The organism is Streptomyces caniferus, assembly GCF_009811555.1.
Classification (GTDB): domain Bacteria; phylum Actinomycetota; class Actinomycetes; order Streptomycetales; family Streptomycetaceae; genus Streptomyces; species Streptomyces caniferus.
Genome location: NZ_BLIN01000007.1, coordinates 244,327 through 264,696, shown reverse-complemented (window position 1 = coordinate 264,696; position 20,370 = coordinate 244,327). Strand labels below are relative to the sequence as shown.

Annotated in this window: 19 protein-coding genes; 9 read left to right on the top strand and 10 right to left on the bottom strand. The window is 71.1% G+C overall.

All coding sequences use genetic code 11. The features are described from left to right. The first annotated feature begins 115 nt into the window (after positions 1-115). The 3 genes from Scani_RS39305 (at position 116) to aceB (ending at position 3,053) form a co-directional block, all read left to right on the top strand. The gene (locus Scani_RS39305; protein ID WP_159482810.1) at positions 116-340 is read left to right on the top strand and encodes a hypothetical protein; all 225 of its coding nucleotides are present in this window, start codon (positions 116-118) and stop codon (positions 338-340) included. Between the two features lie 165 nt (positions 341-505). Beyond that, on the top strand, positions 506-1,084 hold the full coding sequence (locus tag Scani_RS39300; protein WP_159482895.1) for a nucleotidyltransferase family protein: 579 nt from the start codon (positions 506-508) through the stop codon (positions 1,082-1,084). Between the two features lie 340 nt (positions 1,085-1,424). Continuing rightward, positions 1,425-3,053: a malate synthase A gene (gene aceB, locus Scani_RS39295; RefSeq protein ID WP_159482809.1), complete on the top strand. Its 1,629-nt coding sequence runs from the start codon at positions 1,425-1,427 to the stop codon at positions 3,051-3,053. A 159-nt stretch (positions 3,054-3,212) separates the two neighbouring features. On the opposite strand, the gene Scani_RS39290 is transcribed toward aceB, so the two are convergent. Further along, a complete protein-coding gene (locus Scani_RS39290; protein WP_159482808.1) occupies positions 3,213-4,616 on the bottom strand; it encodes a M20/M25/M40 family metallo-hydrolase in 1,404 nt (467 codons plus the stop codon). A gap of 206 nt (positions 4,617-4,822) precedes the next feature. Between Scani_RS39290 and Scani_RS39285 the strand changes: the two genes are divergently transcribed. Together Scani_RS39285 and Scani_RS39280 are read left to right on the top strand one after the other, a co-directional pair. Continuing rightward, positions 4,823-5,377, top strand: coding sequence for a TetR/AcrR family transcriptional regulator (locus tag Scani_RS39285; RefSeq protein ID WP_159482807.1), 555 nt, complete (start codon positions 4,823-4,825; stop codon positions 5,375-5,377). A gap of 220 nt (positions 5,378-5,597) precedes the next feature. Beyond that, positions 5,598-6,476, top strand: coding sequence for a chitosanase (locus Scani_RS39280; RefSeq protein WP_159482806.1), 879 nt, complete (start codon positions 5,598-5,600; stop codon positions 6,474-6,476). A gap of 106 nt (positions 6,477-6,582) precedes the next feature. Here Scani_RS39280 and Scani_RS39275 read toward each other — a convergent pair whose 3' ends face one another. The 9 genes from Scani_RS39275 to Scani_RS39235 form a co-directional block, all read right to left on the bottom strand. Beyond that, on the bottom strand, positions 6,583-8,067 hold the full coding sequence (locus Scani_RS39275) for a nucleobase:cation symporter-2 family protein (protein WP_159482805.1): 1,485 nt from the start codon (positions 8,065-8,067) through the stop codon (positions 6,583-6,585). A gap of 309 nt (positions 8,068-8,376) precedes the next feature. Further along, a complete protein-coding gene (locus tag Scani_RS39270) occupies positions 8,377-9,777 on the bottom strand; it encodes an 8-oxoguanine deaminase (RefSeq protein ID WP_159482804.1) in 1,401 nt (466 codons plus the stop codon). A gap of 44 nt (positions 9,778-9,821) precedes the next feature. Continuing rightward, the gene (locus Scani_RS39265) at positions 9,822-11,225 is read right to left on the bottom strand and encodes a nucleobase:cation symporter-2 family protein (RefSeq protein ID WP_174872860.1); all 1,404 of its coding nucleotides are present in this window, start codon (positions 11,223-11,225) and stop codon (positions 9,822-9,824) included. 85 nt (positions 11,226-11,310) lie between these two features. Further along, the gene (pucL, locus tag Scani_RS39260; protein WP_159482803.1) at positions 11,311-12,291 is read right to left on the bottom strand and encodes a factor-independent urate hydroxylase; all 981 of its coding nucleotides are present in this window, start codon (positions 12,289-12,291) and stop codon (positions 11,311-11,313) included. Between the two features lie 7 nt (positions 12,292-12,298). Beyond that, the gene (gene uraH / locus Scani_RS39255) at positions 12,299-12,706 is read right to left on the bottom strand and encodes a hydroxyisourate hydrolase (RefSeq protein ID WP_159482802.1); all 408 of its coding nucleotides are present in this window, start codon (positions 12,704-12,706) and stop codon (positions 12,299-12,301) included. Next, positions 12,703-13,254 (bottom strand): 2-oxo-4-hydroxy-4-carboxy-5-ureidoimidazoline decarboxylase, encoded by a 552-nt coding sequence (uraD, locus tag Scani_RS39250; protein WP_159482801.1) that lies wholly within the window; start codon positions 13,252-13,254, stop codon positions 12,703-12,705. The genes uraH and uraD overlap by 4 nt, the downstream gene beginning before the upstream one ends. Positions 13,255-13,969: 715 nt before the next feature. Continuing rightward, positions 13,970-14,338, bottom strand: coding sequence for a hypothetical protein (locus Scani_RS39245; protein WP_159482800.1), 369 nt, complete (start codon positions 14,336-14,338; stop codon positions 13,970-13,972). Between the two features lie 288 nt (positions 14,339-14,626). Beyond that, positions 14,627-15,025, bottom strand: a complete 399-nt coding sequence (locus Scani_RS39240; RefSeq protein WP_159482799.1) for a helix-turn-helix domain-containing protein — start codon at positions 15,023-15,025, stop codon at positions 14,627-14,629. Then, complete coding sequence (locus Scani_RS39235; protein WP_159482798.1) at positions 15,022-15,306, bottom strand: YkoF family thiamine-binding protein; 285 nt, start codon at positions 15,304-15,306, stop codon at positions 15,022-15,024. Before Scani_RS39235 ends, Scani_RS39240 begins: the two co-directional genes overlap by 4 nt. A gap of 136 nt (positions 15,307-15,442) precedes the next feature. On the opposite strand from Scani_RS39235, the gene Scani_RS39230 reads away from it, so the two are divergent. From Scani_RS39230 to Scani_RS39215, 4 genes are all read left to right on the top strand, one after another. Continuing rightward, positions 15,443-16,285, top strand: coding sequence for a TIM barrel protein (locus tag Scani_RS39230; protein WP_159482797.1), 843 nt, complete (start codon positions 15,443-15,445; stop codon positions 16,283-16,285). Positions 16,286-16,366: 81 nt separating this feature from the next. Then, positions 16,367-17,263 (top strand): 2-hydroxy-3-oxopropionate reductase, encoded by an 897-nt coding sequence (locus Scani_RS39225; protein WP_159482796.1) that lies wholly within the window; start codon positions 16,367-16,369, stop codon positions 17,261-17,263. A gap of 4 nt (positions 17,264-17,267) precedes the next feature. After that, complete coding sequence (locus Scani_RS39220) at positions 17,268-18,590, top strand: thiamine pyrophosphate-binding protein (RefSeq protein ID WP_159482795.1); 1,323 nt, start codon at positions 17,268-17,270, stop codon at positions 18,588-18,590. Positions 18,591-18,835: 245 nt separating this feature from the next. Beyond that, positions 18,836-20,293, top strand: a complete 1,458-nt coding sequence (locus tag Scani_RS39215) for a catalase (RefSeq protein ID WP_159482893.1) — start codon at positions 18,836-18,838, stop codon at positions 20,291-20,293. The last annotated feature ends 77 nt before the right edge of the window (positions 20,294-20,370 follow it).

The window sequence follows — 20,370 nt, the reverse complement described above, 5'->3', positions numbered from 1 at the left end:
TTCCCCATGCCACCCTTTGGTGTGGGTGCGCACGGTCCGAAGCGTATGCCGCGGCCCGATGGAGCATTCTCCCTTTCAAGGAAATATCCGGCATATCACTGGATCGGAGAGTGTCATGGAGTCCAACTCCGGCCCCGACACCGGCTCGAACCACCGCCGCGTCAGCGTCGTGCAACTCATCTGCCGTGCGTACGGCCTCTCCGATGCCTCGGAGATCACGATGGAGCACATACACCGCTTCGTCGCCGAGCGCCGGCGCGCGGAGGAACGCATGCCCCCGCTGCGCGACCGGTTCCGTCCGGGCATCCCCCGCCCACGAGCCTCCGGTGACGCCGCCTGACCCGGCGGCCGCCCCCAACGGGCCGTGCGGCCGGGCGCCATGAGGTAAGCAGTCCCCATGGCACCGACGACACCCGGGCAGCCGGGAGAAGCACAAGGACAGCCACCGCATGCGCGGCCCGCCACTCCTGAGGGTGCGCGGAGCGCCGGGCGGCCCGAGGGGAGGGTGGCCGGTCTGCTGCTCGCCGCGGGCGGCGGGCGGCGGCTGGGGGGACGCCCCAAGGCACTGCTCGACCACCGGGGACGGCCGCTGGTCGAGCACGCCGCACGGGCACTGCGGGACGGCGGCTGCGACCCCGTGCACATCGTGCTGGGGGCGGCCGCCGCTTCCGTACGCGACCGGGCCGACCTCTCGGCGTACGGCACCTCGGAAAACCCGGACTGGGCCCAGGGTATGGGCTCCTCGCTCCGGGTGGGCCTCGCCGCGCTGGCCGGTTCGGGGGCGGATGCGGTCGTGGTGTCGCTGGTGGACCAGCCGGGCATCGGCGCCGCGGCGGTGGCGCGGGTGGTGGCGGCGTACGCGGGCGGCACCTCGCTCGTCTCCGCGGCGTACGACGGCCGCCGCGGCCATCCGGTCCTGTTCGGCGCCGACCGGTGGCCGGACATCGCCGCCACCGCGGAGGGCGACCGCGGTGCGCGCGCCTATCTCCGCCGGCATGCGGACGCCCTCACCCTCGTCGAGTGCGCCGACATCGCCGAGCCGTACGACATCGACACGCCGGAGGACCTCCACCGCCTGGAGTGAACCGCGCGGGAGGGCACTCCCCCGGAGGGAATCCGTCCGGAGCGGACGCCCGCGCCCGTCGCCAACTGGCCTGCCCCGTACGGGGAGTGGGGGTGCGGGCGGGGGTAATGGAGAGTGACCGGCATGGCACCGGGAGCCATCGGATCAGCTCTTCTGTCGACTCTGAGAATCTCGACATCAACAAACCATTGAAGTTCCGCGATAAGGAAACTAGTCTCCACTGGTCAGAAGCGCCCTGAACCCAGACGGCGCCCGCGACCGTATCCCGGAGCCCGTGGCACCCCGTGCCGCCCGGTGTCCGGGAGGCCGCCAGGCACCGCCGCTGAATGGAGTGACACTCATGTCCGCACCAGCGCCGTCCCCGCTGGCCATCGCCGAAGTCGACCCCGCTCACACCCCCGAACGACAGGGCGAGGTGCTCACCGACGCCGCGCTGGCGTTCGTCGCCGAGCTGCACCGCCGGTTCACCCCGCGCCGCGACGAGCTGCTCGCCCGCCGGGCCGAGCGCCGCGCGGAGATCGCCCGGACCAGCACGCTGGACTTCCTCCCCCGGACCGCGGAGATCCGCGCGGACGACAGCTGGAAGGTCGCCGAGGCGCCGGCCGCGCTCAACGACCGCCGGGTGGAGATCACCGGCCCCACCGACCGCAAGATGACCATCAACGCGCTCAACTCGGGCGCCAAGGTCTGGCTCGCCGACTTCGAGGACGCCTCCGCCCCGACCTGGGAGAACGTCGTCACCGGCCAGCTCAACCTGATCGACGCCTATGAGCGCCGGATCGACTTCACCGACGCCGCGTCCGGCAAGTCGTACGCGCTCAAGCCCGCCGAGGAGCTCGCCACCGTCGTGATGCGCCCGCGCGGGTGGCACCTGGACGAGCGCCACCTCCAGTTCGAGGGCCGGCCGGTCCCCGGCGCGCTGGTCGACTTCGGCCTCTACTTCTTCCACAACGCCCAGCGCCTGCTGGACCTGGGCAAGGGGCCGTACTTCTACCTGCCGAAGACCGAGTCGCACCTGGAGGCCCGCCTCTGGAACGAGATCTTCGTCTTCGCCCAGGACTATGTCGGCATCCCGCAGGGCACCGTGCGCGCCACCGTCCTCATCGAGACCATCACGGCCGCGTACGAGATGGAGGAGATCCTCTACGAGCTGCGCGACCACGCCTCGGGGCTGAACGCGGGCCGCTGGGACTACCTCTTCTCCATCGTCAAGAACTTCCGTGACGGCGGCGCCAAGTTCGTCCTCCCGGACCGCAACGCGGTCACGATGACGGCCCCGTTCATGCGCGCCTACACCGAACTCCTCGTCCGCACCTGCCACAAGCGCGGGGCGCACGCGATCGGCGGCATGGCGGCCTTCATCCCCAACCGCCGCGACCCGGAGGCCAACGAGAAGGCCCTCGCCAAGGTCAAGAACGACAAGGACCGCGAGGCCGGCGACGGTTTCGACGGCTCGTGGGTCGCCCACCCCGACCTGGTCCCGATCGCCCGCGCCTCCTTCGACGCGGTGCTCGGCGACAAGCCGCACCAGAAGGACCGTCTGCGCGAGGACGTCGACGTCCGGGCCGCCGATCTGATCGCGATCGACTCCCTGGACGCCAAGCCCACCTACCAGGGCCTGATCGACGCGGTCCAGGTCGGCACCCGCTACATCGAGGCCTGGCTGCGCGGTCTGGGCGCCGTCGCCATCTTCGGCCTCATGGAGGACGCCGCCACCGCCGAGATCTCCCGCTCCCAGATCTGGCAGTGGGTCGACGCGGGGGTCGTCTTCGAGAACGGGGAGAAGGCCACCGCGGAGCTGGTGCGCGCGGTCGCCGCGGAGCAACTGGCCGCCATCCGCACCGAGGTCGGCGAGGACGCCTTCACCTCCGGCAAGTGGCAGCAGGCCCACGACCTGCTGCTCCGGGTCGCACTGGACGAGGACTACACGGAGTTCCTGACGCTGCCCGCGTACGAGCTGCTGGGCTGAGGCCCCGCCCGTAGGACCCGAGGGGCCGGTACGTACCGCCGCACTGCGGCACGTACCGGCCCCTCGTCATGCGCACCGGCCCTCCGTCGTAGGTGCAGACCCCTCGCCGTACCGCCGGCGGTCCGGTGACAGCCGCGCCCGGCGCCACGAAGCCGCAGGTCACCGGGCATCCCCGGCGCGGAAGGTAGCGGCGTACTCGGCGAAGAAGGCCGCCTCGGCGAGCAGCGCGCCGCGGAGTTCGGACAGCAGCACCCGTTCGTTGGGGCCGTGCAGACCGCAGAGGTTGTCCTCGGCGCCGAAGAGCAGGATCTCCGCGTCCGGTACGGCCTGTGCCAGGCCGTTGACCAGGGGGATGGAACCGCCGGTCGCGGAGTGCACGGGGTCACTCCCCCAGGCGCGGCGCAGTGCGGTGCGGGCGGCGCGGTAGGCGGGCCCGTCGGTGGCGGCCTCGTAGCCGGGGCCCGCGTCGCCGGGGACGACGGTGAGCGGGATGCCGTAGGGCCGCAGCCGTTGCAGATGGCGGACGAGGGCGGCCTGCGCCTCCTTGGGGTCCTGCCGGGGGTGGACGCGAAGGTTGAGCTTGGCGCGGGCGAAGGGGACGACGGCGGAGGCGGCGCGGTCGACGGGCGGGGCGTCCAGGCCGATGACGGTGATGGCGGGGCCGCTCCACAGCCGTTCGCCGAGCCCGCCGGAGCCGATCAGCGGAGTGTCGCGAGGGATGCCGGCCAGCTCGCGGAACTCGTCGTCGGTGAGGGTGGTGCCGTGCCACGGTTCGCGGCGCAGGCCCTCGACAGCGACGTCGCCGTGCAGGTCGTGCAGGGTCGCCAGGGCCTTGACGAGGACCAGCAGGGCGTCGGGAGCGGCGCCGCCGTACTCCCCGCTGTGCACGGCGGCGCCGAGCGTGCGCACCTCGACGAAGACCTCGGCGGCGCCGCGCAGGGCGGTGGTGAGGGTGGGAGTGCCGGGGCGGATGTTGCCGGTGTCAGCGATGATCATCGCGTCGCAGGCGAACAGGTCGGGGTCGGTGGGCGGGTAGTCGTCGAAGACGCTGCCGTACTCCTCCTGGCCCTCGAAGACGATCTTGATGCCGACCGGCGGGCGGCCCCCGTAGGCCCGCAGCGCGCCGAGGTGGACCATGAGGTTGGCCTTGTCGTCGGCGATCCCGCGGGCCCGGATGCCGCCCTCGATGTCGGTGGGCTCGAAGGGCGGCGAGTCCCAGAGCCGTTCGTCGCCGGGCGGCTGGACGTCGTAGTGCCCGTAGAGGAGGACGGTGGGGGCCTCGGGGGTCGGCGGCGGGAGGCTGCCGGTGATGACCGGGGCGGTGTCGGCGAGGTTGAGCTCCCCGATGTCGGCCACACCGACGTCCCGGAGCAGGGCGACGAGCAGATCGCGGGCCTGCAGAACCGGTTCGGGCGAGAAGCCGGGGAACGCGATCGAGGGGATGGCGGCGAGCCGCTTGAGGTCGGCGCAGACCCCGTCCATCAGCGCGTCGACGGTGGTCTCCAGCACGGCGGGAGCCGAACCGGCGCGGCGGGCGTGCGGGTCGTGGGCGTCCTGGTGCACCGCGGGGCCCCTCTCCGTGGCGCCGTCCGTGCGCGCACATTGACTCACTGAGCTGACTCACCTTCAGGATCAATGCAGCATATCGGGCATAACGCCACGGAGGGCGGCACGGCGACGCTCGGTCCGGCAGGCCGCGCGGCACTACGTTTATAGTCGACCGGCACTACGGACACCGTAGGAATCGACCGGCACGGAAGGCACTCAGGGTGGCACGACGGCGGGAGCAGGTGCTGGACGCGGGGATCCGGGTGCTGGGCGGCGAGGGGGCGCGGCGGCTGACCTACCAGGCCGTGGACGCCGCGGCGGGAGTCCCGTCCGGCACCGCCTCGAACTACTTCCGCAACCGGGCGGCGCTGATCGACGGCATCGTCGACCGCGTCCAAGTCCTGGAGCGGCGCGACTGGGAGACCTTCGCCGCGGCGGCCGCCCCGGCCGATGCCGGTGAACTCGCCGAGGCCGTCGCCCGGTTCCTCCGCTTCGTGATCGGCCCCGAACGGGCCCGGACCGCCGCCCGCTTCGCGCTCTACCTGGAATCCTCGGCCCGGCCCGAGCTCCGCCCGGCGCTCACCCGCGGCCGCGAGTCCGTCGTCGGCTGGGGAGCGGAGTGGCTGGAGCGCTTCGGCTCGACCGCGCCGCGGCGGCACTGCGAGATCCTCTGCGACTACATGGACGGCGTCGTCGTCCATCAACTGGCGTTCCCGGCGGACGACTTCGACCCGGGCCCGGGCCTTCGCGCGATGCTGAGCGGGTTGCTGGACTGAACCCCGCAGGCCGGAGCCGCGCCGGGAGACGCATGAGCGCCCGCTGGGAGGCGGCCGGGCGCCCACCGGGAGCATCCGGGTGCTCCCGATACGCCGAACAGCCCGCGGGGCGGGGCCAGTCGGGGTGTCCGCACCGGCTGTACGGCACCCGCCAAGTCTGGTAGGAAAGCTTCCTAACGATTGGGCAACTCCCCACGGCCCGCTCCGACTGGAGGACTCCATGCGCACCCGATCGATAGGCACATCCCTGCCCAGGAACGCCACCCGCGCCGCCCTGGGCCTCGCCCTGCTCGCCGTACCGGCCACCGCCGTCGCCGCCACGGCGGGCCCGGACGCCCCGCACCGTCCGGCCGCGCACGCTCAGCACACCCCCCACGCGGCAGGCGCCGCGACCGGCCTCGACGACCCGGCGAAGAAGGAGATCGCCATGCAACTGGTCTCCAGCGCGGAGAACTCCTCGCTGGACTGGAAGGCGCAGTACCGGTACATCGAGGACATCGGCGACGGCCGCGGCTACACCGGCGGCATCATCGGCTTCTGTTCCGGCACGCACGACATGCTCGAACTCGTCGAGCTCTACACCCAGCGCAAGCCCGGCAACGTCCTGGCCAAGTACCTCCCCGCACTGCGTGACGTCGACGGCAGCGACTCGCACGACGGGCTGGACCCCGGCTACCCCAAGGACTGGAAGAAGGCCGCCCAGGACCCCGCGTTCCAGCAGGCACAGAACGACGAGCGGGACCGGGTGTACTTCGATCCCGCAGTCGAGCGGGGCAAGGCCGACGGGATCGGGGTGCTGGGCCAGTTCGCCTACTACGACGCGCTCGTGATGCACGGTGACGGTGACGACGCGACCAGCTTCTCCGGCATCCGCAAGCGGGCGCTGGCCAAGGCGAAGCCGCCGTCCCGGGGCGGCGACGAGAAGACCTACCTCAACGCCTTCCTCGACGCCCGGGTGTGGGCGATGAAGCAGGAGGAGGCGCACAGCGACACCAGCCGGGTCGACACCGCCCAGCGGGTGTTCCTGCAAAAGGGCAACCTCGATCTGCACACCCCGCTGGCCTGGAAGGTGTACGGGGACAGCTACCACATCGGCTGACCCGGCCGGCCCGCCGCGCGGATCCGCGGAGGCCGCGAACAGCCCAACGGCCCGTAAGAGAGCTGTGGTTGCCGCTCTCTTACGGGCCGATGCCCTGGTCCCGGTGTCAGTGGGCGGTTGCCGCCGCGGGCTCACCGGCGTCGTCCGCGCTGCCGGGGGCGGGCGGCTGTGCGATCCCGGGGTCGACCGGGGCGGCCGCGGCCGTGTCCCCGAGCGCGGCCCCCTCCGCGTCCCGGTCGGCCTCCCCGTCCGCCGTCTTCGCGCCGAAGTGGTTGAAGGCGAGGTTGAGGACGATGGCGACCAGACAGCCGGTGCTGATGCCGGAGTCGAGGACGACCAGCAGGTCCTTGGGGAGGTGATGGTAGAAGTCCGGCGCGGCGATCGGGATCAGACCGATGCCGACGGCGGCCGCGACGATCAGGGCGTTGTCGCCCTTCTCCATCGCGGCCGAGGCCAGCGTCTGGATACCGCTGGCGGCCACCGAGCCGAAGAGCACGATGCCCGCGCCGCCGAGGACCGGCAGCGGGACCAGCGAGATGACCGAGGCGGCCACCGGGCACAGGCCCAGCACGAGCAGGATCAGCCCGCTGGTGGCCACGACGAAGCGGCTGCGCACCTTGGTCATCGCGACCAGGCCGATGTTCTGGGCGAAGGCGCTGTTGGCGAAGCCGTTGAACAGCGGGCTGAGGGCGCTGCCGAGGGTGTCGGCGCGCAGTCCGCCCTCGATGGTGCGCTCGTCCGCCGGGCGGTCGACGATCCTGCCGAGGGCGAGCATGTCGGCCGTCGACTCGGTCATACAGACCAGCATCACGATGCACATGCTGACGATCGCGGCGAGGTCGAACTGCGGGGCACCGAAGTGGAAGGGCGTCGGGAAGCCGAACAGGGACGCCTGGGTGAGCGTGGAGAAGTGGGTGATGCCGACGGGTATCGCGATCAGGGTGCCGGCGATCAGGCCGAGCAGGATCGCGATCTGCTGGAGGAAGCCGCGCAGCACCCGGCGCAGCACCAGCACGATCAGGAAGGTCAGCGCGGCCATCCCGATGTTCGTCAGCGAACCGTAGTCCGGGGCCCGGTCGTTGCCGCCCTGGGACCAGTTGAAGGCCACCGGCAGCAGCGAGACACCGATCAGGGTGATGACGGTGCCGGTGACCACCGGCGGGAAGAACCGTACGAGCTTGGAGAAGTAGGGGGCGAGGAAGAAGCCCAGCACACCGGCGACGATCACCGCGCCGAAGATGACCGGCAGCGCGTTGCCGGGGCTCTGGGCCTTGCCGATGGCGACCATCGGCGTCACACCGGCGAACGAGACGCCGTTGACGAAGGGCAGCTTGGCGCCGACCTTCCAGAAGCCCAGTGTCTGCAGCAGCGTCGCGATGCCCGCGGTGAAGAGGCTCGCGCCCATCAGGAACGCCGTCTCGGTGGCGCTCAGCCCGCAGGCCGGCCCCACGATCATCGGCGGGGCCACCACTCCCGCGTACATCGCGGCCACGTGCTGGAGGCCGCTGGTGAACATCTTGAAGGGCGGGAGGGTCTGGTCGACCGGATGCTTCCGGTCCCCCTCCGACTTCTGCCCGGTCGTTGCGGCCACTGCGGGCCTCCTTCGTTTTCTGCGTCGCCGGGACCGGCGAGGCGAGGCTGTCACGGAGGGCTTGCCATGTGGTGCGTGGTGCAAGAAGTTGCCTGGTGAGCGATGCTGCGAGACTCCGCGCTCGTGGCGCGCGGACGGCGGTGGGGCCGGCCGGCCCGGGGGTGGGAGCCGACCGGCCCGGGGGTACGAGAAGATCCCGCACCCCCGGGTCCGGCGCTTGTGGACCCCGCTCGGATCCACAAGCCCGGCCGGGAGCCGTCCCTCCCGGCCGAGTTCAGGGGTGGCGTCGGCCGCGGCCGCGCCGAGGGGTCATCCCTCGGCGGCGATCCGGGCCAGACGCTGTGCCTCGGCCCGCGCGGTGCGGGCGATGGCGTCCTCGTCGACGTTGCTGAGGTGGTTGTCCTCGACGACCGGCCGGCCGCCGACGAGGGAGAGGGTGACCGGTGCGGCCGGGCCGAAGACCAGCGCGGTGACCGGGTCGGCGATGGAGGAGTGGCCGAGGCCGTCCAGCTTCCACAGCACCAGGTCGGCGAGCTTGCCGGCCTCCAGCGAACCGATCTCGGCGGTCCGGCCGAGGACCTGGGCACCGCCGTAGGTGCCCAGCCGCAGCGCCTTGCGGGCGTTCAGCGCGGCCTCCCGGTGGGCGCCGAGACGGTTGATCAGCAGGGCGTTGCGCAGTTCGGTGTGGAGTTCGCCGGACTCGTTGGAGGCGGTGCCGTCGACGCCGAGGCCGACCGGGACGCCGGCCGCGAGCAGGTCGGGGACGCGGGCGATACCGGCCGCGAGGCGGGCGTTGGAGGAGGGGCAGTGCGCGACGCCGGTGCCGGTGCGCGCGAAGGCGGCGATGTCGGAGTCGTTCATGTGGACGCAGTGCGCCATCCACACGTCGTCACCGAGCCAGCCGGTCGACTCGAAGTAGTCGGTCGGGCCCATGCCGAACAGCTCGTGGCAGAACTTCTCCTCCTCCACGGTCTCCGAGCCGTGGGTGTGCAGCCGTACGCCCTTGCGGCGGGCCAACTCGGCGCCCTGCCGCATGAGTTCGGTGGAGACGGAGAACGGCGAGCAGGGCGCGGCGGCGATGTGCACCATCGAGCCGAAGGAGGCGTCGTGGTGGGTGTCGATGGCCTCCTCGGTCGCCAGCAGGGCGCCCTCGGTGGTCTCGACGGCGAAGTCCGGGGGCAGCCCGCCGTCCTTCTCGCTGCGGTCCATGGAGCCGCGGGCCAGGGTGATCCGGGCGCCGATCTCGGCGGCGGCCGCCAGCTCCGCGCCCACGAGGTCGCCGGAGCCCTGCGGGAAGACGTAGTGGTGGTCGGAGGCGGTGGTGACACCGCCCTTGACCATCATGCCGAGCGAGCCCTGGGTGGCCGCGGCGAGCATCGGGGCGTCGATCCGCGCCCAGGTGGGGTAGAGCGCGACCAGCCAGTTGAACAGGTTGTGGTCGGTCGCCAGCCCTCGGGTGATCCACTGGTAGAAGTGGTGGTGGGTGTTGATCAGGCCGGGGGTGACCAGGTGCCCGGTGCCGTCGATCCGGCGGACCACGTTCGCCAGGCCCTCGGGGGCCTTGCCCGCACCGACCGACTCGATGATGTTCCCGGCGACGACGACATGACCGGTGGCGTACTCGGTGTCGTGGGCGTCCACCGTCGCGAGGGCGCAGTTCTCGATGACGAGGCGCTCGCTCGCGCCGTCAGGGGATGCCGATGCAGCCATGGGTGCTTCCTACTTTCGATTCCGGCGGTGGGCACGGCATGGCCCTACGGGATTTGAGTGCCGGAGCCGGGCGAGGCGGCTGACAGTACCGCTGCCCGTGGGGTGCTCCGGGTGCCGAGATGGTGGAAGAACAGGTTGAGCAGGACCGCGACCAGGGCCCCCGCGCTGATCCCCGAGCCGAGCACGGTCTGCGCCCAGGCGGGGAAGTCGTCGTAGAAGGTCGGTGCGGCGAGCGGGACGAGGCCGGCGCCGAGCGAGACGGCCACCAGGATGATGTGCGAGCTCTCGTCGAGACCGGCCTCGGCGAGCGTACGGATGCCGCTGACCGCGATCGATCCGAACAGGACGATCCCCGCGCCGCCGAGGACCGGCATCGGCACCAGCGAGACCACGGCGCCCAGGACGGGGAAGGCGCCGAGCACCAGCAGCGTGGCGCCGGCCAGCGCGACGACGTACCGGCTGCGCACCCGGGTCAGCGAGACCACGCCGACGTTCTGGGCGAAGGCGCTGGTCGGGAAGCCGCCGAAGACCGGGCCGAGCAGGGTGGCGAGACCGTCGGTGCGCAGTCCCCTGGTGAGGGTGGCGCCGGTGGCCGGGCGGTCGCAAATCTCGCCGAGCGCCAGCATGCCGGCCGACGACTCCGTCATCAGCACCAGCATCACGATGCACAGCGAGAGGATCGCGGCGGGCTGGAACTCGGGGGCGCCGAAGGAGAACGGGGTGGGCAGCGCGGCGACCGGGGCCGTGCGCAGGGCCCCGAAGTCCGCCATGCCGAAGGGGATCGCGGCGAGCGTGCCGACCACCAGGCCGACCAGCAGCGCGATCTGCTGGAGGAAACCGCGGGCGAAGCGCTGGACGAGCAGGATCACCACGAGGGTGAAGGCGGCGAGCGCCAGGTGCCTCATGGCGCCGAAGTCCGCTGCCCGTGCGTCGCCGCCCTGCGCCCAGCCGACCGGCACGGGCATCAGGGTGACCCCGATGAGGGTGATGACGACGCCGGTGACCAGCGGCGGGAAGAAGCGGAGCAGTCTGCCGAAGAACGGGCCGACGGCGAGGCAGAAGACCCCGGCGACCATCACCGCCCCGTAGATCGCGGGGAGTTGGTGGCCCTTGGCGGTGGTCTCGGCGATGGCGAGCATCGGGGTGATGCCGGCGGAGCTGGCCGCGTTGACGAACGGCAGGCGGTTGCCGGCGAACCGGCGGACGCCGAGCGTCTGCAGGAGCGTGGCGAGCCCGGCGATGAGCAGACCGGCGGCGATCAGCCGGGTCCGGCCCGCGGTGTCCAGGCCGACGGCCTGGCCGATGATGAGCGGAGGGGTGACGACACCGGCGTACATGGCGGCGATGTGCTGGAGCGCTGCCGGGACGAGCCGCCTGAGAGCCGGCTTCTCGTCCACCGGGTGGACCGGTGGCGCGGGGTGGTGCGGGGTGTGCGTGTGCTGTGCCATGGGTCGTTCCCCTCGGGTTTCGCGTTCCCCTCCCGGCTGCGGGGCGGGGAGGGGAACACGAGGCACGGCGTAGCGTCGGAGCCGCTCAGAGGTTCGTCAGATCCACCGGGATCTCGGGCTCGACACCGTCGCGCAGAACAGTGGCTTCGATCAGGCCGTACGGGCGGTCGGCCGCGTAGTACACAGCTCCCTCGGCGGTGTCGTTCTTGAGCCCGAACGGCTCGAGATCCACGAGGAAGTGGTGCTTGTTCGGGAGCGAGAAGCGGATCTCGTCGATCTCGGACCGGTTGTTGATCACGCGCGACCCCATTTGGTACAGGGTCTGCTGGAGCGAGAGGCTGTAGGTCTCCGCGAACGCCTGCAGCATGTGCTTCTTGACCTGCTCGTACGAACGCTCCCAGTTCGGCATCCGCTGCTCGTCGTCGGTCCAGTTGAACCGCCAGCGGCCGGACACCTCGGTGGCCAGGATGCGGTCGTAGGCCTCCTTCAGGGTCGTGTACTTGTCCTTGATGTAACCCCAGAACTCCGAGTTGGTGGAGTTCATGACCACGAGGTCCTTCAGGCCGGAGATGACCTGCCAGCGCTCACCGTCGTAGGTGATCTCGGTCAGGCGGGTCTCCTGGCCCTTGCGGACGAAGGAGTGCTGGACCTCGTCGGCGCCGATGAAGCGGGAGTTGGCGTCGGAGGTGGCGATCCGCTCCCAGGCGTACTCCTCGATCCGGATGCGGGCCCGGTGGATCGGTTCCTGGCTGGTGACGAAGTGCCGGGCGAGGTGGATGCCGAACTGCTCGGCCGACTCGATCCCGTACTCCTTGGCGAAGGCGTACACGGTGTTCTTGGTCGTGTCGGTGGGCAGGCAGTGGGCGTTGGAGCCGGAGAGGTGGACCTCTTCCAGGTCGCCGGAGAGCGACACGGAGACGTTCAGGTCCTTGATGTGGTGCGTGTCCCCGTCGCGGGTGATCTTGACGACGCGGTTCTCCGCTTTGCCGTACTGGTTCTGGCCGAGCATCACAGGGCGGGCCGGGCGGGAATCGGCAGCGCGGGCCGGGCGGGAATGGGCAGTCATGTCGGTGCTAGCTCCCTCGGTATACGGAGTAGCCGAACGGGTTGAGCAGCAGCGGTACGTGATAGTGCTCGCCCGGCGTGACGGCAAAGGTGATCGCCACCTCCGGGAAGAAAGCTCCGCTGTCCCTTACGCGGGGGGCGTCCTGCTGTTCCTCGGCTTGCTGGGTTGCCTTGTGGTGGACGAAGTACTCCTCGACGGCGAAGTCGAGGCGCACATGGGTGGTGCCTTCCGGCAGGGCCGGCAGATCCTTGCAGCGTCCGTCCGCGTCGGTGCTGGACGCGCCGTGGGCGGTCCAGGCGCCGTCGCTGCCGGAGCGCACCGAGAGCGTGAGGGCGACGCCCTCCGCGGGTCGGCCCACGCTGGTGTCCAGGATGTGCGTGGACACCGACGTCCGTGCGGCCGTCTCGCTGCTCATGCTGCGTCTCCTTCTGCGTGCTCCGCGATACGGGTCAGGCGGATGCGGTTGATCTTGCCGAGCTCGCCACGAACGATCTCTCGTTCCTGTTCCGGCGTGTTGTCGATCCGGTGACGGACCGCGTCGCGCATCTGCTCTCCGGTACGGCCGGAGGCGCAGATCAGGAAGACATGCCCGAACTTCTCCTGGTAGGCCAGATTGAGTTCGAGCATCTCCGCCTTGAGCTCGTCGGAGGCGCCGGCCATCCCGCTCTGTTCGCGGTGCGAGGTGGGGTCGCCCGGCTTCGGCCGGCCGATCGGCGGGTGCCCGGCCATCGCCTCGGCCAGGTCGTCGGCGGTCAGCTCGGCCGTGGCGGCGTCACTGGCGGCGAACAGGGCGTCGGCGGTGGCGTAGGGGCGCTGCGCAAGGAGCTTGCTCCCCCATGCCCGGCTGGCACACACCTCGTGCAGTGCGGCCCGGGCCGTACTGTCGTCGGCGGTGTTGAACCGGGTGAGCCCCGGCGGGCGCTCGGGGGTGTCCCCCGTCGAGCGCGGTGAACTCGAAGACACGGGAAGCCTCCGTGGCCTGGTGCTGGACAGCTCTGGTTGGCTGGAAACAGCTAAGACCCCCGGCAACATCACGTCAACACTTTGTTGAAAACTCGGCGGCACAAAGGCCGCCGTCCGGTGCCGCGGGACGGCGGCTCCGCGGGTCCGGGCGCCGCCCCGGCGAGGACACCCGGCCGGCTCGCGTCAGTCGGGTCCTTCGCGGCGTTCTCCCTGTTCAGGTAGTTTGAGCCTTGCCCGTTCCATACCGTCCAGACAGTCCACAGGCCCCCCAAACGTCCAGGTCAGGGCCCCGCCACCCAGTCCGTCACGCTGGGTATGCGAGAAGCCGGTGAGACGCCCAGGGCATCACCCGAGCAGCCGATCGAAGGCCGAAGCGGCCACCCGCAGGTGCTCCGGATCCACAGGAATCCACTCGGGAGCACTCGGGCGAGGCATCCCCGCACGGGCAGTTTGCCTCGTAACTTTCCTAGCGCGACGCCGCTTTTGCCACGGAGATTTGTGCGTCATGACCCTCCGCCGTGTCACATGCCCAACGTGACGGCTCGCATCACACCTTGGCCGGTGCCCTGCATCGTGCCGGGAGCGGGGCATCCATAGGCTTGTGCCAACTCGGGCAGCAGGCAGCTGCCCCTAACGCCCGATGGGTGGATGTCCGGCGTCGGGCCCCGGTGCGAGGTAGGTACGTAACGCCTCAGGGCCGCCCTCAAAGGCGCCGCTACTTTCCGGCATCTTCGTTCATTGCTCTGGCTAGGTCACTGAGTTGCTTGGTGCTGCCTCGAAACTCATCCGGATCGGCCGCGAGCGTATCGAGAGTACAGCGCAGGTCACCCTCGCACGCGATCAGCTGAGCCCTACGGATCCGTTTCGACAGTTCAACCCCCAGATCCTCCTCAACGAGAACGTCTAGCAGCTCCTCGTACCGCTTGCGCCGGGCATTTTGAAACTCGGCGTTACGAGCAGCAGCCGCATCAAAGATCGCCCCGCCAGCCGTCTCCTTGGACGATTGCACCGCTGAGAATGCCGTAACCAGACCACCGACCAGTCCAACCAAGCCCAACGTGAGAGATACGACGCTGTCACTCATCCCTCATGCCTCCTCCGCGTAGCCAGATAACCCCATGGCGTCCAGCCTGGAACACCCCAGAACGGACGGCACTTCAGCAAGGCCTTCGATCGGCCACTCGGAAGAGAACCACCGACTCTCCGAGGCGGAGCAGCTCCACTAAGCAGGTGCTTTGCGCTCCACGATCGAGTAGCGGCTCGCCGCCATTTCCGAGCTCATGGGCGCCTACGCGACCCCACAGCCAGATGCTTGCGGGGCCTTGTGAGAAATTGTGCGACGGTCGGCCCAACGCGAGAGCCGAGCGCCCACCTACGAGCCTTCTACCTGCTCCTTTGCGTCCCGAGACGCGTTTTCCCGGTTCAGGTAGTTGTACACGGTGAACCGGCTGACCCCGAGGGCGCCCGCGACCGTCTCCACCCCGTGCCGGACCGAGAAGGCCCCGCGCGACTCCAGGATCCGCACCACCGACTGCTTGGTCTTCCGGTCCAGCTCCGCGAGCGGCATGCCGTGCCGGCGCTGGAGCTCGGCGAGGATGTGGTCGAGCGAGTCCGACAGATGCGGGAGCCGTACGGCCACCCGGTCCCGCCCCTCCCAGGTCAGTACGACATCGTCGCCCTGGGCCTGGTCCGGCGCGATCATCTGTCCGCCCATCGCGTCGATCAGCGGCTTGACCGCCTGGACGAACGGGTGGTCGGCGGGCTCCGTCACGTCGCCTCCCCCGCGCCCTGGCCGGCCTCGCCCTGCCCGGCCTCCCGGATCACATTGACCTGCAGGGACACCCGGGTGGCGCCCGCCCGCAGCGATTCGCGCAGCAGGTCGGTCACCGCGCCGAGCACCTGATCGGCCTCGCCCTCGGCCGTGTTGCCGAACGGACCGACGTCGACGGCGTCCAGTTCGGCGCCCGTGACGACGTCCCGCGCCACCACCGCATGCGCCGGCGCCTCGTCCAGGTCGAACGGTTCCGTCGTGAACTCCACTCTCAATCGCACGCCGCTCAACCTACGCGCGGTTCGGCCCGGCCACCAGAAATTGCCCCGGGGCCCCCTTGACAGCCTCCGAGCCCGGCAGGCACTGTTCCAACAAGCAGAAAAACAGTTCCACTATCCGGAAGGGGCGCCGGGCCTGATGGGTTTCACGGACACGCGCTTCAACGTCAATCTGTCGATCCTGTTCACCGAGCTTCCGTTGCTGGAGCGGCCGGCGGCCGCGCGGGCGGCGGGTTTCACGGCGGTGGAGCTGTGGTGGCCGTGGGTGGATGCCCCGGTTGTGGAGCGGGGGGAGCTGGCGGCGCTGCGTGCGGCGCTGGACGATGCCGGGACGCGGCTGGTGGGCCTGAACTTCTATGCGGGGCGGTTGCCGGGGCCGGACCGGGGGGCGTTGTCGGTGCCGGGTGAGGAGTCGGAGCGGTTCCGGGCGAATGTGCCGGTGGCGGTGGAGTTCGGCCGCTCGCTGGGCTGCACGTCCTTCAACGCCCTCTACGGCAACCGCGTCGAGGGCGTGCCGGCCGCCGAGCAGGATGCGCTGGCGCTGGAGAACCTGGCCTTCGCTGCGCGGGCGGTGGCGGAGGTGGGCGGGACGCTGCTGATCGAGGCGCTCAACGCGCCCGAGTCGCCCCACTGCCCCATCGTCAGCGCGCCGAAGGCCATCGAGGTCGTCGACGCGGTGAACGCGGCCACCGGCCTGGACAACGCCCGCTTCCTGATGGACCTCTACCACCTGGCGATGAACGGCGAGGACCTCGAGGAGGTCATCGACCGCTACACGCCCAAGACCGGGCATGTGCAGATCGCCGACAGTCCCGGCCGCGGCGCCCCCGGCACCGGTTCGCTCGACCTCGCCGCGCTGCTGGCCCGGCTGCAGAAGGCCGGTTATGACGGCTGGACCGGCCTGGAGTACAAGCCCGGCGACGGGCCGAGCGCCGGCGCCTTCGAGTGGCTCCCGGCCCCCCTGCGCGCCGCCCGCCCCTGACCCGGCACGGCCCGGCCCGCCCCCGACGCGGCACAGCGCGTCCGCTCCTGACGCAGCACAGCATTTGAGAAAGGCACCCGCATGAGCAACCTGCCCAAGATCGCATGGATCGGTCTCGGCATCATGGGCTCGCCCATGGCCGAGAACCTGATCAAGGCCGGCTACCCGGTCACCGGCTTCACCCTGGAGGCCGACAAGCTCGAGCGCCTCGCGGCGGCCGGCGGCACCGCGGCCGGATCGATCGCCGAGGCCGTCGCCGACGCCGACATCGTCATCACCATGGTCCCCGCCTCCCCCCAGGTCGAGGCCATCGCCTACGGCCCCGACGGCATCCTCGAAAACGCCCGCCCCCACACCCTGCTGATCGACATGTCCTCGATCACCCCCCAGACCTCCATCGACCTCGCACAGGCCGCCGCCGCCAAGAGCATCCGCGTCCTGGACGCCCCCGTCTCCGGCGGCGAAGCCGGCGCCCTCGAAGCCGTCCTGTCCATCATGGTCGGCGGCGACCAGGCCGACTTCGACGCCGCCCGCCCCCTCCTCGAAACCCTCGGCAAGACCATCGTGCGCTGCGGCCCCCACGGCAGCGGCCAGACCGTCAAGGCCGCCAACCAGCTCATCGTCGCCGTCAACATCCAGGCCTGCGCCGAAGCCGTCGTCTTCCTGGAGAAGTCCGGCGTCGACCTCACCGCCGCCCTCGACGTCCTCGCCGGCGGCCTCGCCGGCTCCACCGTCCTGGCCCGCAAGAAGGACAACTTCACAACCCGCGACTTCCGCCCCGGCTTCCGCATCGACCTCCACCACAAGGACATGGGCATCGTCACCGACGCCGCCCGCACCGTCGGCGCCGCCCTCCCCGTCGGCACCGTCGTCGCCGGCCTCGTCGCCTCCCTGCGCGCCCAAGGCGACGGCGGCCTCGACCACTCCGCCCTCCTGCGCGGCGTCGAACGCCTCTCCGGACACCCCACCGGAAACTGAGTCCATGGCGGCGCAGCGGATTCCCGCCGTCGGGGTGCCTCCCGTGCCGCGGGGGCAATGGGGGACGGCGGCCGTCCGGGTCATGAAGGACGAGGGCGTCGAGGTCGTCTTCGGCTGCCCGGGCGCCGCCCTCCTCCCCCTCTGCACGGCGATGGCGGAGGCCCGCGGCATCGAGCGGCTGTCGGCGCGCCACGAAGAGGGCGCCACGCACATGGCGCACGGCTGGGCCCGTACGAGCGGGAAGCCCGGCGTCGTCGCGGCGCCCGCGGGCCCGGGGGCGGCGCGCCTGCTCACCGGGCTGTACGCGGCGCAGCAGGACGCGGTCCCGCTGGTGTGCATCATCGGCCGGGAGCCGGCCGGTCCGCGCCGGACCACCGGCCCGCTGCGCCCGGACACCTTCCGGCCGCCGGACCTCGTGCGGCTGGCCGGTCCGGTCACCAAGCGCGCCGAGCGGATCGAGGATCCGGCGCGTATACCGGGGGCCTTTCGCGAGGCCTTCCACATCGCGCGGGAGGGCCGCCCCGGTCCGGTCCTGCTCGACGTCCCGGCCGACCTGGCCGCGACGGAGCCCGCGGACGGGAGCGGGCGCGGCCCCGGCTTCGCCTTCCGGCCGGCATCGGCCGGGCCGGAGCGCGGACGTGCGGTGCCACCGCACGCCCCGGCGGGCAGGGCCGGCCCTGCCGGCCTCGACGGTGCGTGCGTCCCGGCTCCGTGGCCCCTGGCGGAGATCACCGAGATCTTCGGGACGGACGCGGCGCCGGGGACCCACCTCGTCGGCGGCGCGCCGGGCACCTGTGCCACCGCCGCGGTACGGGAGGGGCGCCGCGACCGGTTCCACTGCCACCACGGGCCACCCGGCTGGGAGGTACCGGCCGCGATCGGCATCCGCACGGCCCTGGACGCCCGGGGCGAGCGGGAGGCGGAGGTCGTCGTGGCCGTCGGCAGCCGGGGATTCCCGCTCCTGGCCGAGGAGTTGGCGTCCGCGGTCCGCCACGAGGTGCCCTTCGTACTGCTCCTGCTCCCGCCCGGCCACCCCAGCGGACACCAGGGCCACCACCCCGACGACGGGCACCTCGACGAGCACCTGCCGGACCACGTGAAGCTCGTGGAGGCGTACGGCTGCGCGGGCCGGGACGTCGTCGAACCGGCGGAACTCCGCTCGGCGGTCGAGTGGGCCCGGAAGGAAGCCGTCTCCACCCGGCGGCCGGTCCTCGTGGAGGTCCGGACCGAGTGGGCGGGGCGGGTGTCCGACGGCGCGGCCACCGGTCCCGTTCGCCGGGACACCCACGGGCCCCGGCCCGTGCCCGAGTTCACCCACGGGACCTGACCCCGTGCCCGTACCCACCACCCACGGGACCTAGCGCCGAGCACCGGTCCCCCAGACTTCCGGGCGGCGGCTGCGCCGACACTTGTCCTGTCGCGCCCAGGCGTGGCCGCCGTCCGGAACCGCGGATACCACCCCGCTTTGTTTCAACAAACTGTTGACGTTTGGTCGGAGTGCTTCTTACGCTCCGACATGCGGAAGCCAACTTCCGCGCTCTCGTACGGAAGGTCACCATGTCGAAGCCCACGCTGACGGCGCGCTTTCTCACTACGGAGGCTGGCGCCCCCGTCGCCGACAACCAGAACTCCGCCACCGCCGGCGTCGGCGGCCCGATCATCCTCCAGGACCAGCACCTGCTGGAGAAGCTCGCGCGCTTCAACCGCGAGCGCATCCCGGAGCGCGTCGTGCATGCCCGTGGCTCCGGCGCATACGGCTACTTCGAGGTGACCGACGACGTCTCGGGCTTCACCCGCGCGGACTTCCTCAACACCATCGGCAAGCGCACCGAGACGTTCATCCGCTTCTCGACCGTCGCCGACAGCCTCGGCGGCCCGGACGCGGCCCGTGACCCGCGTGGCTTCGCCCTGAAGTTCTACACGGCGGAGGGCAATTACGACCTCGTCGGCAACAACACCCCGGTGTTCTTCATCAAGGACCCGATCAAGTTCCCCGACTTCATCCACTCCCAGAAGCGCGACCCCTTCACGGGCAAGCAGGAGCCGGACAACGTCTGGGACTTCTGGGCGCACTCCCCCGAGGCGACGCACCAGATCACCTGGCTCATGGGCGACCGCGGCATCCCGGCCTCCTACCGCCACATGAACGGCTACGGCTCGCACACCTACCAGTGGACGAACGCCGAGGGCGAGGCCTTCTTCGTCAAGTACCACTTCAAGACGAACCAGGGCATCCGCTGCCTGGACGCCGAGCAGGGCGCCGAGCTGTCCGGCACGGACCCCAACAGCCACCAGACCGATCTGCTCCAGTCCATCGAGCGGGGCGTCTACCCCTCCTGGACGCTGTACGTGCAGATCATGCCGGCGGCCGAGGCGGCCGACTACCGCTTCAACCCGTTCGACCTGACCAAGGTGTGGCCGCACAGCGACTACCCGCTGCAGCGGGTGGGCCGCCTGGTCCTGGACCGCAACCCCGACAACGTCTTCGCCGAGGTCGAGCAGTCGGCCTTCTCCCCGAACAACTTCGTGCCCGGCATCGGCCCGTCCCCGGACAAGATGCTCCAGGGCCGGCTGTTCGCCTACGCCGACGCGCACCGTTACCGCCTGGGCGTCAACCACACCCAGCTGCCGGTGAACGCCCCCAAGGCGACCGAGGCCCACAACTACGGCCGGGACGGCCTGATGGCCACCAACCGCTACGACCGGCACGCCAAGAACTACGAGCCGAACTCCTACGGCGGCCCGGCGCAGACCGACGAGGCGCTCTCCGCCCCGCTCGCCGTCTCCGGCCACACCGGCGCCCACGCGGCCCCGGCGCACACCAAGGACGACGACTTCTTCCAGGCCGGTGAGCTCTACCGCCTGATGTCGAAGGACGAGAAGACCCGTCTGGTGAACAACATCGCCGGCGGCCTCTCCCAGGTCGGCCGGGACGACGTGATCGAGAAGAACCTCGCTCACTTCCACGCCGCCGACCCGGACTACGGCGCGCGCGTCGAGGCCAGGGTCCGAGAGCTGCGCGAGGACTGACGGGAGGTCGGCACCCTTGCGCATCCGTACCGGCCGGCCCGTTTGAGGGGTGGTCGGCCGGTACGGAGAGGCGGTGC